Origin of the sequence: Chryseobacterium sp. CFS2, from assembly GCF_036543225.1 — a bacterium.
Lineage (GTDB): Bacteria > Bacteroidota > Bacteroidia > Flavobacteriales > Weeksellaceae > Chryseobacterium > Chryseobacterium culicis_A.
On the sequence record NZ_JAZHQU010000009.1, the window covers coordinates 43303 to 59688 of the forward strand.

A 16386-nucleotide genomic window follows, 5' to 3' on the forward strand; every position below is an offset into this window, starting at 1 on the left:
TAAATTATAGTATATAAAATCAGGTTTTCCTTTTATAACCAATATCATCAATTAACAATATCTTGTCAATAATATCTTTTTTAAACTTGCTAAAGGGTCGTTTATGATAATTTTCTTCCTCTATTTCTATCCCAAAAACTAATCTATAAATTTCATCTTTACTAATTCTAAGTCCCATAAAAGCACTTTCTGATAAAATCTTGATATAATTACTAGAATACTTATATCTTAAATCTAATAAATCTCTTAATTCTTTTTCTGCATTAGCATTATACTTTTCTTTAATTTTATTAAACTCAAGAGTTTCTCCTGTTTTAATACTTTTTTTATATGCTTTCGCTTCGATTTTTAATGAATCTAATTTTTGATTATAAAAAAAATCAAAACTAAATCCTTCATCAGCTTCTTTGAAATAAGGATGAACAAATTTTTCTAAAGCTTTTGACCAATCTCCGGCTTTTCCTTTTATGTGATTGCAAGAATGACAACTAGGAATTAAATTGTGAAAGGATAATGCTAATAATGGAAACTCATTCTTCGGATACCAATGATCCAACTCTGCTCTTGCATGACTTTTACTGATATTTAAAGTATAATTTTTATTACAATAAATACATGTATCTATTCCTATAAAATTTAAAAAATCTTTCGAATGTTTTTTTTGAAAATTTTTATACCCTGTTTCTAATAAAAAACTTTTAATATTTTTATTCTCATCATTATTAAGTGTTAGCTTTTTAAATTCTTCATGTAAATTAAATAATTTAGTTGGAAGACCACCAATTAATTCGTCTTTATTTTCATTTAAAAAATCTAAAAAATCTGTATTTATATAAACTTTATTTCTATGCGTTCTATCTCCTCTCTCTATGTATTTTTTTGTTATGATATTATTAAAAATATCTTTTACAATTTTATTATGAAAATCAAAAGCTTTTTTCTTAAAATCTATATAAATCATGATCTTTCAATTTTATATCCCAATTCTTTCGCTAACTTCTTAAAAATTTTTTCTTTTTGATCTTCTTCAAAATCTTCCGGAAATAACTCGAAATATTTTTCTCTTAATTTGTAATAGATAATTTGTTCATCTATCATTTCAATAATTCTTTTATAACCATCTCTAGTTGAAGATTCTAGTTCTAAGTTGTTATTTTTTTTATATTCTTGATCATTTAACCATATTATTACTTCTTCTATTTTAGATTTAGCAAAACTTCCAGTCAACCCACTTAAAAAAAAACTATCCTCCAAGAGTTCAGAAATGTTGCCTGCAAAAGTATTTTTTTTACTAAAATCTTTAGAAATTGAAATATTATTTTCTACTTGAAGAAAAAGAACATTTTGTTTGGGAATATCAGATAAAATAAAAGGAGAATGAGTTATTAAAAGAACATTTAAAAATTCATATCGCAAATCAATAGCATTTAAACTATCTAGAAATCTTTTAATAAGTTCTTTTTGAAATTGAGGATGAGCATAAATTTCAATCTCGTCAAAAATTAAGTTTATATTTTTATAATAAACAAGCTTTTTAATTTCCTTTGGCTCGCTTTCCAAATCACCGTGTAAAGTTGTTACAGATTTTATATTCCTTAAATGATATAATACAGAATGAATTGAAAAAATAATTTGTTTTTCCCCAGAACTAAAATTTGAAAAATTATTTTCAGAATATTCTTTATTAAATAAATATTCTAAATTAAAAAATGAAGGCAAAATGTGTCTAATATTATAATTAAAATTAATTCCCAAACTTTCATTTTGGAACTTCTCTATATTTTTATAGGCAACTTTACCACTTTCTACAATCAGATTTGCCAAATCATCTATTTCTAAAATCAAGCTGTCTTCATTTATATAATGAGTCTTAATAAAAAAAAGTGCTTGATTAAACTTATCTGTATTATGGCTATTATCTCTATATAAAGCATTGATATATCTTTTAAACTTATTTCTTTTAAAATTTATTTTGAATGTTACAATTTCATTGCTATTGTTTTCTATAAATAAATCATTAAAGTCAGCATATACTAGATAATTTGTCATTTTTTTTAACTTTAGCAATATATAGTCTAAATTATAAGCAAAAAACTTTTTATCCTGAATTTCTAAAATATTATTATCCTCATCTTGAAAGAATACATCTAAAATTATTTTTAAGATTTCTATTTTCTCTAAATAAGGGATATCAATTCTTAAATCTCCTAACCTCTGATCATTCAATAAAAATTTATCCTTATTAAACTCTATATAGACATGAGAAATTTCTTTTACATCATTGACCTTTCTTAATACTTTTTCCTTTAATATATTTATTAAAAAACGTGATTTTGATAAATTTTTCTCAATATTAATATCAATATTTCCATTATTTCTATAAGGATTAATTACAACTGGAAGTTGATATCCATCATTTTTATGAAATACCCCTTTTATCCATTCGCCTATTTCGCTATTATTGAAACTATAATGTGAATAATTAATAACTAATGAATAAACAAAGTCTTCTAGAAAATTATATTTCGTATAATTATTTTCATATTCATCATCAGTTAATAAATCTATTTTGAATTCATTTACTTTTAAAAATTTTTGATCAAAATTTTCTTTATAGTCTGTGAAAGAAAATATATTATTTTTTATTTTCATTTGTCTAATAACCTCTACTCGTTCTTGAAATTTTATTTTTTTATTCTCTTCATAAAGATTATTACTATTAGTCAAAATATAAAACTCAATATTTATTTTTTCTAAATCTTTTTTAAGGCTATTTGTAATTTTACTAACATTGTCATGATAATTGGAGTTCTCTTTATCATACAAGTCCCCCGGAATGATGAAATCTTTTTTTATTTTTAATGAAAAACTTACAATCGAAGCTATTAAAATTTCTATCAAAGTGCTTTTTCCACTTCCATTTCTTCCAACAATAGCTGAGATATTAATATTCTTTCCAAAAAAGTCTTTTGGTAATGTTTCATCTATTTCAATTCGCTCAACATCTCTAATTGAATTAATATCTATTTCATAATCGAAATCATCAATCCTCTCTTTTCCATTATAAAATTTATAATCATTATAAAACTTATAAATTCTTCCTTCTTCTAAATTCTTAAGAAATTTTGGATTACAACCTTTCAATGGTCTAATCGCTAAAAGTTTAAAGCTCATGTATTATCGTTTTCTCCAAAAGTAAATAAAAAAACCACAATTTTCATTGTGGTTTTCCGTAATATATTTCTATCATTCTATTCCAATTCCCTCTTCAAGAACTTCCCAGTCAAGCTCTTCTTAGACTTCACAATTTCCTCAGGAGTTCCTTGTGCTACAATTTGTCCACCATATTTTCCTCCTTCCGGTCCAACATCAATAATATGGTCTGCTAATTTGATGACATCCATATTATGTTCGATGATGATGAACGAGTTTCCAAGTTCTACCAATTGGTTAATGGCATCCATCAGGATTTTCACATCTTCAAAATGGAGTCCTGTAGTGGGTTCATCAAGGATGTAAAGGGTATTTCCGGTTTGTCTTTTTGACAGTTCGGTTGCTAACTTGATACGCTGAGCTTCACCTCCGGAAAGCGTCGTTGATTGCTGTCCCAGGGTAATATATCCTAATCCAACGTCCTGTAATGTTTTCACTTTTGCAAAAATCTTAGGAATCGGCTGGAAGAAATCTACTGCTTCATCAATCGTCATATCCAGAACATCAGAGATGGATTTTCCTTTGTAACGCACTTCCAGGGTTTCTCTGTTGAAACGTTTTCCGTTGCAGGTTTCACAATGTACGTATACATCCGGAAGGAAATTCATTTCAATCACTTTCAATCCTCCTCCCTGACAGGTTTCGCATCTTCCGCCTTTTACATTGAAAGAGAATCTTCCGGGCTTATACCCACGGATTTTACTTTCCGGCAGTTCTGCAAAAAGGTTTCTGATATCGGTAAACATTCCGGTATAAGTAGCAGGATTCGAACGTGGTGTCCTTCCGATTGGTGTTTGATCTACATCTACAATTTTATCAATATTATCCAGCCCTTCGATCTTTTTGTAAGGTAAAGGTTCCTGAACCGCTCTGTAGAAATGTTTGTTAAGGATAGGATATAATGTTCCGTTAATCAAAGAAGATTTTCCACTTCCTGAAATTCCGGTTACTACTACTAACTTCCCAAGAGGAACATCCAGGGTAACATTTTTAAGGTTATTTCCTGTAGCGCCTTTTAATACAATATTTTTACCGCTTCCTGCTCTTCTTTCTTCAGGAATTGCAATCTTTCTTTTACCATTGATGTATTGAGCAGTGATGGTATCTGCTTTCAATAAATCTTTCGGTTTTCCCTGCCAAAGGATCTCTCCGCCGAACTTTCCGGCTCTTGGACCAATATCCAATACCTCATCGGCTTCCAGAATCATGTCTTTATCATGCTCTACCACCAATACAGAGTTTCCGATATCTCTAAGGTTTTTCAGAGAATGGATCAGCCTTTCGTTATCTCTCTGGTGAAGTCCGATACTTGGTTCATCAAGGATATACAATACATTCACCAATTGAGACCCGATTTGAGTCGCCAGACGAATCCTTTGTGATTCTCCTCCTGAAAGTGTTTTTGAACTTCTGCTCAGACTTAAATAATCCAATCCTACATCCAGTAAAAACTGAAGTCTGGTTTCAATCTCTTTTAAGATTTCATGAGCAATGATTTTATTTTTTTCTGAAAATTTATCTTTAACATCAGCTAACCAGTCTTTTAAATCTGCTAAGCTTAATCCATTAACCTCAGCAATATTTTTTCCGTCAATTTTAAAACTTAAACTTGAAGGCTGAAGACGGGTACCATGACACTCCGGGCAGGTTTCTTCTGTGGTGAAATGTCTTTCCAGCAAAATGGCTTCATAAGATTCTCTCTCATCGATAATTTCTTCCATGAAAGCAATAAGCCCGTCAAAACCAATTTTTATTTTCTTGGTAATTCCTGCGTATTTCAGGTCTTTATTAAATTCTTTGTGACAACCGTTGTAGATATAATCCAATGCTTCTTCCGGAATATCCTGAAGCGGAGTTGTTAATCCCAATCCGAAGATTTCAAGAATATTTTTGATCTGCGATAGAATCCATTTGTTGGACTTGATATCTTCCAACGGTAATAATCCTCCCTGATTGATGGATAATTTTGGATTGTCTATGAAATAATCCGTATTGATCTTTTTGATGGTTCCCAATCCTTTACAGTTCGGGCAGCTTCCTTTGGGTGAATTGAATGAGAATGTATTGGGTTCAGGCAAAGCCAGAGAATGTCCCGTTTCTGCATCCATCAGGTTTTTGGAAAAGTATTCGATGTTTGTACTTCCCAGTTTCTGAATTCCAATAATACCTTCTCCCATTTCCATTGCAGTACGCAATGATTTTTCCATTCTGCTTTCCGAAGCATTTTCACCGATAATCCAACGATCGATAACGATGTCAATATCGTGGGTTTTATAACGGTCAAGTTTTAAATCATATTCAATATCCTGTAATTCACCATCAATTCTTGCCTGTCCGTAGCCCTTTTTAGCCATCTGTACAAAAAGTTCATGATAATGCCCTTTTCTGGAACGCACCACTGGCGCCAAAAGCATGATCTTTTCTTTTTTATAGTTTTCTTTGATGGTTTCAAGAATCTGATCTTCGGTATAGCTTACCAATTTTTGTCCGGTAGACAAAGAGTACGCATCTGAAACTCTTGCATACAAAAGACGCAGAAAGTCGTACAGCTCGGTAACTGTCCCCACAGTAGAACGTGGATTTTTATTGGTCGTTTTCTGCTCAATAGCAATTACCGGAGAAAGTCCTTCAATTTTATCTACATCAGGACGCTCCAGCCCGCCTAAAAACTGACGCGCATAGGCAGAGAATGTTTCAATATAACGGCGCTGGCCTTCTGCAAAAATAGTATCAAAAGCCAATGACGATTTTCCACTTCCGGAAAGGCCTGTAATAACGACCAATTCGTTGCGTGGAATTTTAACATTAATATTTTTAAGGTTGTGTTCACGTGCTCCGTAAACTTCTATATATTCTGTTGATTTGCTCATAATCCGGAATGATTTTGCCTGAAAATCACAACGTGCAAAAATACGGAATTTTATGCAATTTTTTTGAATTTAAAAGGCATAAAAGTTTTATAAAAAAAACCTAATGTATGTTGGGAATGAATATTTTTTTATTCCATATTGAAATTAACAGGATTGAATTTTTCCGAAAATGATTTGATATTTCCGGGTAATTATGATTGGGTTAAAGCTTATGCGAAATCTTATGTAATAAAAAACGGGCTAAAGCCCGTTCCTATAGATATAATTCAATATTACATTAAAAATGCCGTATCTGTTACGGCATTTATATTTTAAACGAATGGTGTGTTCCCAAAAGGTTTACATATCCTGGAAATCAACATCTTCATTATTTATTCTTACAATATATTCAATTCCGTCAATGGCTTTGGCAATGATCTGGTTTCTGATAATGTTGGCCATATTTTCCCAATAGGCTCTTCCATAGAAAGAATAGTTCTGCGGAATAATCTCTACTTCTACTGTTCTTACAAAACCTTCTTTAGGCTTGTTGCTGATCATTGTTCCTCTTCTTACTCTTACTTCTCTTACCTCATCTTTCAGAATCATGCGGCAATAGTTTTTAACGTCTTCCAAAGAAATGATTTTATCCCTGGTTGTCAGTGCGTATTTGTAAGCCTGAATACTGTCTGTTCCCTTCTGTTCTTCAGCTCCTCCCAATGTCTCGGTAAGCAGTACCACAGTTTGTGACTTTAATTGATTGGAAAGTTCAGTTCCCGGACGCATATGATTGGCAAGCGTACAGTGCGTTATCCAAAAAGCAGCATAGGTATGGTCTGTTTTTTCTACAGGTTCCATGATCACATAATTCAATTCCTGCCTGATATTCCTTTTGGCATTGTTCACTTTCTGAACCATGGTTTTCATTTTGTCAGACATTTCGCTGAGAACTCCTTTTACATTATCTCTGTTCAAAAGGGAAAATGCGGCAATTTCATCTCTTGTCAATTCCAGAACATTGGCAATCATATCCACAGCATTTCTGCTTGTGAAACGTTCCATGCCTCCTTTTCTTACGGTATACAAACCTTTTTTAAGATCATCAGCCGGAGTAAAAGGAATTTCGGTATACTTTCTTCCGTCACCATCCTGTACCTCATCTACATAAAGAAAATGTTCACCCTCATCGGTTACCAAAGGAATATTATTTCCCATGATATCAAGGCTGTATTCTGTTTTTTTCCAACCTCTGTTGTATACCGGAAAAGCATTCAGAACAAAGGAAAAATTGTCAAGTATTTCTGCCGAAAATTGTGGTGGAAACTCAAAGGTAAGCCACAGATAGCTCTTATTATCCAGGAATTTGGTAATTTCTTCTTTTCCTGCAAGAAAATCAAGATTCTGAGGAAGCTGTCCCGGTTCTGAAAAAAGACTTTGAGAAATTCCTGTTACCTCAATAAATTTATGACGATAGATACTTTTAATATCTTCAATCACTTTATTCCGGATGGATTGCTCTTTGAACATCTGTTCGTAGCCATCATTTTGGTTTTCTGTTAAATAACTCAGTCCTTCTCTCACAAATAAAGGATTACCATTGCTTGACACCGTGATATACGGCAATAATTTATAAACAAAATCAAGGTGTTCAAAAGCAGGATTAGAGCAGAAAATGCTCAGATATTTTGGAAAGTTTTCACTTACATATTTGCTTACATCCACTCCTATTGTGATTTTTCTGTAATCTTCAGGCCTTCCCTGAAATCTTGCAATAGGAATTTTATTGAATCTGTCATCAATACTGTAGCAGGTATTTCCTACAAACATGATGGACGTGTGAACTTTATTAATTCTTACATTTCCTACCGGAGTAAAAGGAATATTCAGCTGTTTATCTGATTCTGATTTTATCGTAGAAGTCATCTGCTTACGGAAGAAAAACTCCGTGTGTTCCAATAAAACTTCGGAAGACTCATAAGGCTGTGTAAAAGCCACGGAATGAGCCGGAATAGGATGGGTATAAATAGACGGGGTAAGAAGTTTTGCCAGTTTTTCCAATATACGGGCATTTACTGTCTGTATTTCATTATTCGCTTTGAAAACTTCTGTACTGAAAGCATCTATCAACAGTTTTACAAAAGGATCTAAAGACTGCGGACTTCTCAATCCCCATACTTTAGTTGCATTCTGCAGCATTCTTGCTTTTACAGATTCTTTGGAATAAATATTCTGATCTAAATTCATAATTTTCTTTCGCTGTTAAAAATATTAATCAATAGACATTGGACTTAGAAACAACTCTGTTGAAAAACTGAAACGTTCCCCTGATTCTTCCATTTTTGCATTGATGGCAATTCTTACTTTCTTTTTAATTTCGGTGTGTTCTTTAGTATCGTAGCTGTGCTCTACAAATTGTATATGAGCATCAATCTGCGGGTTGACGATTCTGGGTTCATATTCCTGAATCTGCCTCCTTAAGCTTTTGATAAAAACGCTTTCCCAGATGGCACTTGTGACTCCATTATCGAATTCAAGGTTCCAAACATCGTTTCCATAGTTTTCATCATATCTGTTCTCCCCTTTTTTGGTGGTGATCAGCAGCATAATATTGTGGGCAATACTTTCCCCCATATCGCAGGTATCGATACTTCCGCCTTCGGTCATTAAAGTAGACGGTACGAAAGGCATTCTGTAATTTGGTGTATCCATAACTTATTGTTTTTACTTCATGGTTTCCGCTTATCTAAAAACGGAATACCAAAATACGCATTTTCACCAAATAATGATGACAATACTTTAAAATATTATTCAAAAAAAGAGCCTTCAAACTGAATTGAAAGCCCTGTAATCTTTTATATTTTTATTTTACTTTAAGCATCCGCTTTTTTCCGGTTGATAAAATAGTATACCGGAAGTCCCAGCAGTACCAAAATAAAACCAGGCCATGTATATTGTTGTTTATAGATTAACAGTAAAATACAGAAACAGGTTCCTATTAAAAGGTAGATAACAGGTGTTACCGGATAAAGCCATGTCTTATAAGGTCTTTCCAGTTCTGGCTGTTTCATTCTTAAATAAATAACTCCAAATACGGTAATCATGTAGAACAGAACAATTACGAAAGAAATCATATCCAATAAATTCCCGTACTGCCCACTCAGACAAAGAATTGAAGCCCACACACCCTGCATCCAAAGTGCATTTTCCGGAACTTCATTTTTATTATTTTTTTCGGCAGATTTAAAGAACATTCCGTCTTTTGCCATAGTCTGAAAAACTCTTGCTCCCGCCAAAATCAATCCGTTATTACATCCAAATGTGGAAATCATTACTAATAGAGCAATGATAATAGTACCAGCACTTCCAAAAATATTCTGTGAAGCCGCTACTGCTACTCTGTCATTCGCTGCAAAAGCAATTCCGTCTCTGTCCAATGCATTTAGGTATACATAGTTTACCGCTATATAAAGGATCATAACAGCGGAAGTACCATAAATCATTGATTTTACTACATTCTTTTTAGGGTTTTCAATTTCCCCGGAAACAAATGTTACACTTTCCCAGGCAACAGAACTGAAAACAGAACCTACCATCGCAGCTGCAATTCCACCTAAAAGAGTCATTCCACCAATGGGTTCCCAGCCTTCTTTGAGAAAATTACCACTTATATCTTTTTTCAGATTATTAAAAGAATCTGTACCCCAGCTAAAGTTTTCTGCTAAATGAGAGATATCTACCAATATAAAACCGGCAGCAATCAAACCTATTAATGCAATAATTTTGGATCCGGTAAAGATGTTCTGAAGGATTTTACCACTCTCTACTCCTCTGGTATTAATATAGGTAAGCAGCAGAATTACACCAATGGCCAGAATCTGTATCCAAGTAATTTTAAATTCACCGCTTTGAAAAATAGGTGCAGCATCGTTAAGTGAAGGAATCAGATACGCTGTAAATTTTCCAAAAGCCATTGCCACTGCAGCAATTGTTCCGGTTTGTATTACCGTAAACAATCCCCATCCGTAAAGGAATCCCATTCTTTTACCAAAAATTTCCTTGAGATAGGTATATTGCCCTCCGGCTTTCGGAAATAATGCGGACAATTCTCCATAGCTTATGGCTGCGGCTACCGTCATTATTCCTGTAATGATCCACACCACAATCAGCCAGTATCCGGATCCCAGATTCCTCATCATGTCAGCACTTACAATAAAGATCCCGCTTCCGATCATGGATCCCATCACAAGCATAATGGCATCCCATAGTTTCAGTTTTTTTTGCATAGTCAAGTATAGGAGTCAAATATAATCAAATCTGTCTTTGATTTTGAATTTTATTGAAAATTCCTTAAAACAGCTGTTTTTTGTCATTTTTTATTCCGTTATGATTCAATTTTAATTAGTATTTTTGGAAAAAATATTAAACATGAAATTTAAAGCGATATTATTTGCAGCAGCTTTAACAGCTTCTTCGTTAGCATTTGCCCAATCTGGTCCACCGGAAGGAAAAGCCCTGGTAGGTGATACATACGGAGATCAGGTTAATTCTTCTGCTGAATCCAAAGCAATCACAGTAGAAAAACTGAATAAGCAGCTTAAAAAAGATAACAAAAAAGTTGAAAATGTATCTGTTAAAGGAAAAGTAACCGATGTTTGTGATAAAAAAGGATGCTGGCTTACCATCCAGACAGAAGACAATTCTAAGTTTTTTGTAAAAATGAAAGACTATGCTTTCTTTGTACCTACAGCCTTAAAAGGGAAAAACGTTGTGTTAGAAGGAAATGCAGAAAGAAAAGTAACTTCTGTGAATGAGCAGAAACATTATGCAGAAGATGCTAAGAAGCCACAAGCTGAAATTGATGCGATTACACAGCCTAAGGAAGAGATCAGGTTTGTTGCTAATGGAATTAAAGTTGTGAACTAAGCTTTAATCATTGAATAAAATCTAAATTTTATATTTCCAAAGTTAGGTTTTGGCTAAAGCCATATGAATTTTCATTTAAATTAAATGGGCTAAAGCCCATTCCTATTGAATATAAACTTTTAGAAATTAGATAAAAAAATAAAATCGGCTGTCCTTCGGGGCAGCCGATTTTATTAGTCTTCTATTTTAAAATCCACAACAGTATCCAGTTTCGGATATTTAGTTGCAGAAATAAATTTCTTTCCGGTACAGTCTATTTCCAGCCAGCCTTTTCTCTGCTTTACATCTCCTGCTTCCATTACGAAAGGAATAAATGAGATTTCACCTTTTCCTTCTTCTTTTATTTCTCTAAACTGAACCGCTATATCCAAAATACATTCATGTTCTGTGTTTAGTTTTACATTTCTGTAAATAATATCATAATGCGTTTCTTTATTCTCGGGAATTTCAAGATAATTTTCCCATCCAGTAATATCAGAGTTCAGTTCACTGATTGCTTTCAAGGCATAATAAAGAGCAATTGTATAATACTTTCTTGTTCCTGTTCTGGTATAATCATCCACAAAATGTCCGCCTTCAAATAGAATTGTCGGCATTCCGGCTTTTATAAAGTTATCTCCTGTAGAAGTCGGATAGAATTCATCAGAATATCTTCCAATCTGATGAGGGATCATTTCCTTTAAATGGTTGTATACACTTCCGATCACAGCCATACATTTCTTTCTATTTTCTGTAACGGTACGTTCTACATTTTCAGAAGGTGCCAGAAAGGAAAGAGTGGCAGGATGAATACCATCGGTTGTAAAAATGGTTCTCTGCTCATGAAGATTTAATGCATAATCGTACTTTTTAGAAGCAGCAGCTTTTTTCAGAAATTTAATCTCCTTACTAGCCTCATTATGAAAATCTCTGTTAAGATCAATATCGGCTGCATTCAGTCTGGTCCATCTCTCCGATCCGTCCGGATTCAGCATGAATATAAAATCCAGTTTTATTTTACCGAATAAATCCTCTTTCATTTCAGGAGCTTTATCAAGACTCACCAAAAGATCAAGCATGGCATGCGTAGCATTGGATTCATTGCCGTGCATTTGTGACCAGGCCAATACATTAATGTTTCCGGTTCCGATGCTTAACTGATAAATAGGTTTATCTAAATAGGATCTTCCGATCTCCTGAATATAATCGCTGAGATTGTTCTGTAGGTAAGAAAATAATTTTTCAGGGGAAATATAGCGATTTGAGAAATCGGGGTTTTGAGAATAGATCTGTTCAAAATTCATTTTGGGAATTGTTTACAAGATTCAAATTTAGCCATTTTTGGGCAAAAATTTAAATTAACATTTGTAAATATTGTGAAAATACAAAAATTTACATTTGACATCTGTTTTGAAATTTGTTTACAAGATTTAAATCCTATTCTTTTAGAGGTTTAGAAATCAATTAACACCTGTAACATTATTAAACACCCTCAAAAGACAAATTGTCTGTGGATAAAATTGTGGATTGCGAATAATTTAATATCATATATTTAAATAATTAAAAGTCAGCAAGTTACGAAATTTATCTAAATACTATTTGCAATAGTACTTTAAGGCTTAAAATTGCTGTTTTTTACCCTTTGAGGGGTATTTTATTAAACATAAAAATTGTGGAAAGCTTAGATATTTAACGTTGTATACATTTGTAAAGTGCATAATGAATCAGATTGGAACCTCAATTTTTAATCCATTCGCTTAATTTTGACCATTTTTGTTCACCATAAAAATAGTTGCTTAACAGAAATACTAATTCTCTCCTATTACTCCATTATATTGGCTTAAAATAGTGTATTTACATCAGTAATTTACCTATGTAACATCTTTAAAATAGCCTTTACATGGCTTTAATTTGATATTTATTGGAATAAATCATTCAGGAAACAGATTTAAAGAGATTAATAATGTAAATAGTGAAAAGGAAGTGGTTTAAGGGACAAAATAAGCTGTGAAAAAGCCTAAATTTACATTATTAAACTAATATTTTAGGAAAAAGAAAGTCAAATAATAAGGTCTGGATGCATATTACTAAATCTTATAGCAGCCTCAGATAATTATTAAATACAATTGTAATTTAACTATAATACATTGATTAATAATATTTTATTTTCTTGTTACAAATGTATATTAAAAATATTTATATTTATTTACATTTGTGTTTTGCATTTGTAAATTATATATGTTACATTTGTAAAATAATTAAAGGCTTATTTTTATGAGTTTAAATGAAAGAATTTCCAAAATTATTGAGTATTCCAATCTGACCCCTTCTGAGTTTGCTGATGAGATTGACGTACAGCGTTCATCCATTTCGCATATTACTTCAGGAAGAAACAAGCCGTCTCTTGAGTTTATCATAAAAATAAAATCCCGTTTCCCGGAACTTCTTTGGGACTGGCTGGTTACTGGAGAAGGTGAGATGCTGAAATCCCAACTGCCAGAAATCGAAATTAGTGAAGATCAAATAGAAGAAGAGAAAATAAAAACAACTCCACTCCCCGACCTTTTCACCATGATGAATGATGATGATGAATTTGGAAGTGATGAAACGGAAATGGAAACTCCAAAACCAAGTCCTGGAGAATCGTTTATACCAACCCAAGATAAAGCACCAGAAAAAATATCAGATTCTCAGCGATTAGAAAATAACAGCGATCAATTGTTAGGTCAACTATTTGGTAATCAACAAAGTAAGATAAAGCGTATTGTCTTGTTCTACGAAAACGGAAAATTCGAAAGTTTTGAGCCTTAAAAAAACCTGATCAAAGAAAATGATCAGGTTAAAAAAATATTTGAAGAAGAAAACTAAAGCTATTGCTTTATTTTATTTTTAAAAATTTTGACGGGTATAAGCTGATGCAATTTTATCTTATTATAATCATCTGCTCCCATGCTATATTTTTATAATTTCGGTTATTTATAAGGGTGATATTATTGATTATCGTATTGATGAAGTTCTCTCTTATGGCGGAGTTATAACAGTAAATGAAAATATTATTATACGTTAGTTTTTATGGCTCTATCAAATATAATTATTTAAAATCAAATCAGCAATAAAAATCAGATTATTTTAACATATGATTAACCCATAATATAATTGTGTTGATTATTGTTAATTTCCCATAAAATTCCCCCCTATTAATTCCAACAAAAAGACCTGCAAAATTGCAGGCCTGATATATTTATTGAAAACAATATTATTATTTCTTTCTTCTTTCAAGTTCTTTTTTAATCAGTCCAAGCTCTCTTCCGGTTTGTCCGGCCACAGAGGTATTTTCCTGAGCTCTTCTCGTCAAATAAGGAACAACATCCTTTACAGGTCCATATGGAAGATATTTAGCTACGTTATAGCCTTTATCTGACAAATAGAAGGTAATATTATCACTCATTCCGTAAAGCTGTCCGAAATAAACATGCGGATTCCCGTTTTCAAGAGATTTTGCTTTCATTTTATCCATAATCAATTCAGAAGAGATTTCGTTATGGGTTCCGAAAAATGCTGAAACCTTATCCAAATGATCCATTACAAAGTCAATTCCTGCATTGTAGTTTTTATCTGAAGCCTCTTTAGTGGGTTGGATAGGATCTGCATATCCTTTTTCCGCAGCTCTTGCTCTTTCTTTCTCCATGTAAGCACCACGCACGATTTTGTAACCGATGTAGTAGTTCTTCTCTCTTGCTCTCTGAAGATTAGCTTCCATATATTCCAGCCTGCCGGTTCTGTACATCTGGATGGTATTCCAAACGATAGGCTTTTGCTGGTTATATTTCTCCATCATCTCTTCGCAAAGGTGGTCTGCCGCATCCTGCATCCAGGTTTCTTCAGCATCTACCATTACTTTTTTATCATGCTCGTGGCAAAGACTGCAAACTTCATCAAATCTTTTCACTACTCTTTCCCATTCTTCTTTCTGGCTTGTAGTAAGCTCTGCACCTTTTCCAACAGCTTCATACAAATCAATTCTTCCGAAGGCAGTAGGTTTAAATACAATAAAAGGGATTGCCGGATTTCCTACTGAGAATCTTACAATATCCTTAATTTCTTTGCAAACAGCATCAAAAGTTTCCTCATCTTCTTTCCCTTCGATAGAATAATCGAAAATACTTCCAACTCCTCTTTTAAACAGCTGCTTCACAACTTTCATACTTTCTTCACGGGTTTCTCCACCACAGAACTGTGCAAATAAGGTATTTTTTACAATTCCGGTAACGAAAGGAAAATTGTTGTGTACTGTGAAATTCAGAACAGATGTTCCAAGGCTTGTAAGAGCGGGCTGTTCAATCATTTTAAACATCCAGTAAGCCTTTCTCAATTGTGCATCAGACTTGTCTGCAAATGCAATTTTAGTATCATTAAAAATGGGCATTCCTATTTATTAAATTTAGTTATGCAAAGGTAATAATAACCACAGTTTATTTAAAGAATTTTTTTTACAATTTATGTTCTATCCCGTTTAAAAGCATTGCTATGATTCCAACGAAAACCCAAAACCGTAATATATTCAATGTAAAGAAGTTAGTTCTTCTTGATGCGTTTAAAAGAAGGTAAATACAGACTATCATTACAAAAAGTCCTCCTGCAAAATAGTAAGCCATGAACCCGGTAATACCAGTTTTTGTAATGATATTCATAGAAACTGCCATGGTAACAGCTAATAAAGAAGTCAGAATTATCTTTGTATTCCGGCTTTTAAAATAATTGGGAATTGTAGTATATCCAAATGCTTTGTCTACACTTCTGGTAAGGGTATCTTTCACAATATCAATACACAAAAGGATAAGAAATAGAAAAACAGCCATCAGGAAAACCTTTTTTGAAAAGGTTTCATAGTATACCATCATTCCAAAGAACGGATACAGGGTGAGGCTGACAAAAGTAAGATTATTTAAGATCAGTATTCTGCTCAGTTTATGACTATAAAACCACATAAAGAACTGATATACAACAAAAAAAACAAATACATTATGAGAAATCATCCAGGCTACTCCTAAAGAAATAACACTGAGTGCCAGATAGGCATATAAAAAATATTTCTGTTTGATGAAGCTCTGAACTCTGGTTCTGAAAGGTTTTACTACATGATCTTTCTCCAGGTCATAAAATTGGTTGATAATGCCGCCCGCAAGAATGGTAAGGACGGTGCAAAAAATAATACCGTGTACTTTGAAATCGAATACGAATTTTCTGAAAGATTCATCCTGATTGAACAGGAAAAAAGTAGAAACATAGAGCGCAAATGTCAACAAAGCAGCCACAAAAAAGCGTGCTCCGAGTAAAAACCCCACGAATTGCGAAAATCTGTAAAATAGAGATTTTGAGATATAGTTTTTAGATTGGAAAGTTTCTTTTTCAGAATTCATTC

11 protein-coding genes are annotated in these 16386 nt (G+C 32.8%); 2 read left to right on the plus strand and 9 right to left on the minus strand.

What is annotated here, in order from left to right; translation table 11 throughout:
- Window positions 1-19: 19 nt before the first annotated feature.
- From ODR02_RS19115 to ODR02_RS19140, 6 genes are all read right to left on the minus strand, one after another.
- Complete coding sequence (locus ODR02_RS19115; RefSeq protein WP_209784291.1) at window positions 20-961, minus strand: hypothetical protein; 942 nt, start codon at window positions 959-961, stop codon at window positions 20-22.
- Window positions 958-3174 carry a hypothetical protein gene (locus tag ODR02_RS19120; RefSeq protein ID WP_209784290.1) on the minus strand — a complete coding sequence of 739 codons (2217 nt, stop codon included), beginning with the start codon at window positions 3172-3174 and terminating at the stop codon, window positions 958-960. The genes ODR02_RS19115 and ODR02_RS19120 overlap by 4 nt, the downstream gene beginning before the upstream one ends.
- 77 nt (window positions 3175-3251) lie before the next feature.
- Window positions 3252-6083, minus strand: coding sequence for an excinuclease ABC subunit UvrA (gene uvrA, locus ODR02_RS19125; protein ID WP_309513178.1), 2832 nt, complete (start codon window positions 6081-6083; stop codon window positions 3252-3254).
- Between the two features lie 339 nt (window positions 6084-6422).
- Window positions 6423-8306 carry a type VI secretion system baseplate subunit TssF gene (locus ODR02_RS19130; RefSeq protein ID WP_209784288.1) on the minus strand — a complete coding sequence of 628 codons (1884 nt, stop codon included), beginning with the start codon at window positions 8304-8306 and terminating at the stop codon, window positions 6423-6425.
- Window positions 8307-8330: 24 nt separating this feature from the next.
- Window positions 8331-8771, minus strand: a complete 441-nt coding sequence (locus tag ODR02_RS19135) for a GPW/gp25 family protein (RefSeq protein ID WP_105682166.1) — start codon at window positions 8769-8771, stop codon at window positions 8331-8333.
- Window positions 8772-8932: 161 nt separating this feature from the next.
- Window positions 8933-10345, minus strand: a complete 1413-nt coding sequence (locus ODR02_RS19140; protein ID WP_209784287.1) for an APC family permease — start codon at window positions 10343-10345, stop codon at window positions 8933-8935.
- A gap of 142 nt (window positions 10346-10487) precedes the next feature.
- On the opposite strand from ODR02_RS19140, the gene ODR02_RS19145 reads away from it, so the two are divergent.
- Complete coding sequence (locus tag ODR02_RS19145; protein ID WP_309513179.1) at window positions 10488-10985, plus strand: DUF4920 domain-containing protein; 498 nt, start codon at window positions 10488-10490, stop codon at window positions 10983-10985.
- Between the two features lie 173 nt (window positions 10986-11158).
- Here the strand turns inward: ODR02_RS19145 and ODR02_RS19150 are convergent, their stop codons facing one another.
- Entirely contained in the window at window positions 11159-12268 is a 1110-nt protein-coding gene (locus ODR02_RS19150; protein WP_209784285.1) for a M14 family zinc carboxypeptidase, read from the minus strand.
- A 970-nt stretch (window positions 12269-13238) separates the two neighbouring features.
- On the opposite strand from ODR02_RS19150, the gene ODR02_RS19155 reads away from it, so the two are divergent.
- The gene (locus tag ODR02_RS19155; protein ID WP_309513180.1) at window positions 13239-13775 is read left to right on the plus strand and encodes a helix-turn-helix domain-containing protein; all 537 of its coding nucleotides are present in this window, start codon (window positions 13239-13241) and stop codon (window positions 13773-13775) included.
- A 448-nt stretch (window positions 13776-14223) separates the two neighbouring features.
- On the opposite strand, the gene ODR02_RS19160 is transcribed toward ODR02_RS19155, so the two are convergent.
- Both ODR02_RS19160 and ODR02_RS19165 read right to left on the minus strand, forming a co-directional pair.
- Window positions 14224-15390 carry a proline dehydrogenase family protein gene (locus ODR02_RS19160; RefSeq protein ID WP_209784283.1) on the minus strand — a complete coding sequence of 389 codons (1167 nt, stop codon included), beginning with the start codon at window positions 15388-15390 and terminating at the stop codon, window positions 14224-14226.
- A 64-nt stretch (window positions 15391-15454) separates the two neighbouring features.
- Window positions 15455-16384, minus strand: a complete 930-nt coding sequence (locus ODR02_RS19165) for a UbiA family prenyltransferase (RefSeq protein WP_209784282.1) — start codon at window positions 16382-16384, stop codon at window positions 15455-15457.
- Window positions 16385-16386 lie beyond the last annotated feature (2 nt).

What these genes read in the sequence shown, in the direction of transcription:
- ODR02_RS19165 (WP_209784282.1), bottom strand. Translation starts at nt 16,384, where the DNA reads ATGAATTCTGAAAAAGAAACTTTCCAATCTAAAAACTATATCTCAAAA.
- ODR02_RS19155 (WP_309513180.1), top strand. Translation starts at nt 13,239, where the DNA reads ATGAGTTTAAATGAAAGAATTTCCAAAATTATTGAGTATTCCAATCTG.
- ODR02_RS19150 (WP_209784285.1), bottom strand. Translation starts at nt 12,268, where the DNA reads ATGAATTTTGAACAGATCTATTCTCAAAACCCCGATTTCTCAAATCGC.
- ODR02_RS19160 (WP_209784283.1), bottom strand. Translation starts at nt 15,390, where the DNA reads ATGCCCATTTTTAATGATACTAAAATTGCATTTGCAGACAAGTCTGAT.
- ODR02_RS19145 (WP_309513179.1), top strand. Translation starts at nt 10,488, where the DNA reads ATGAAATTTAAAGCGATATTATTTGCAGCAGCTTTAACAGCTTCTTCG.
- ODR02_RS19115 (WP_209784291.1), bottom strand. Translation starts at nt 961, where the DNA reads ATGATTTATATAGATTTTAAGAAAAAAGCTTTTGATTTTCATAATAAA.
- ODR02_RS19135 (WP_105682166.1), bottom strand. Translation starts at nt 8,771, where the DNA reads ATGGATACACCAAATTACAGAATGCCTTTCGTACCGTCTACTTTAATG.
- uvrA (WP_309513178.1), bottom strand. Translation starts at nt 6,083, where the DNA reads ATGAGCAAATCAACAGAATATATAGAAGTTTACGGAGCACGTGAACAC.
- ODR02_RS19120 (WP_209784290.1), bottom strand. Translation starts at nt 3,174, where the DNA reads ATGAGCTTTAAACTTTTAGCGATTAGACCATTGAAAGGTTGTAATCCA.
- ODR02_RS19140 (WP_209784287.1), bottom strand. Translation starts at nt 10,345, where the DNA reads ATGCAAAAAAAACTGAAACTATGGGATGCCATTATGCTTGTGATGGGA.
- ODR02_RS19130 (WP_209784288.1), bottom strand. Translation starts at nt 8,306, where the DNA reads ATGAATTTAGATCAGAATATTTATTCCAAAGAATCTGTAAAAGCAAGA.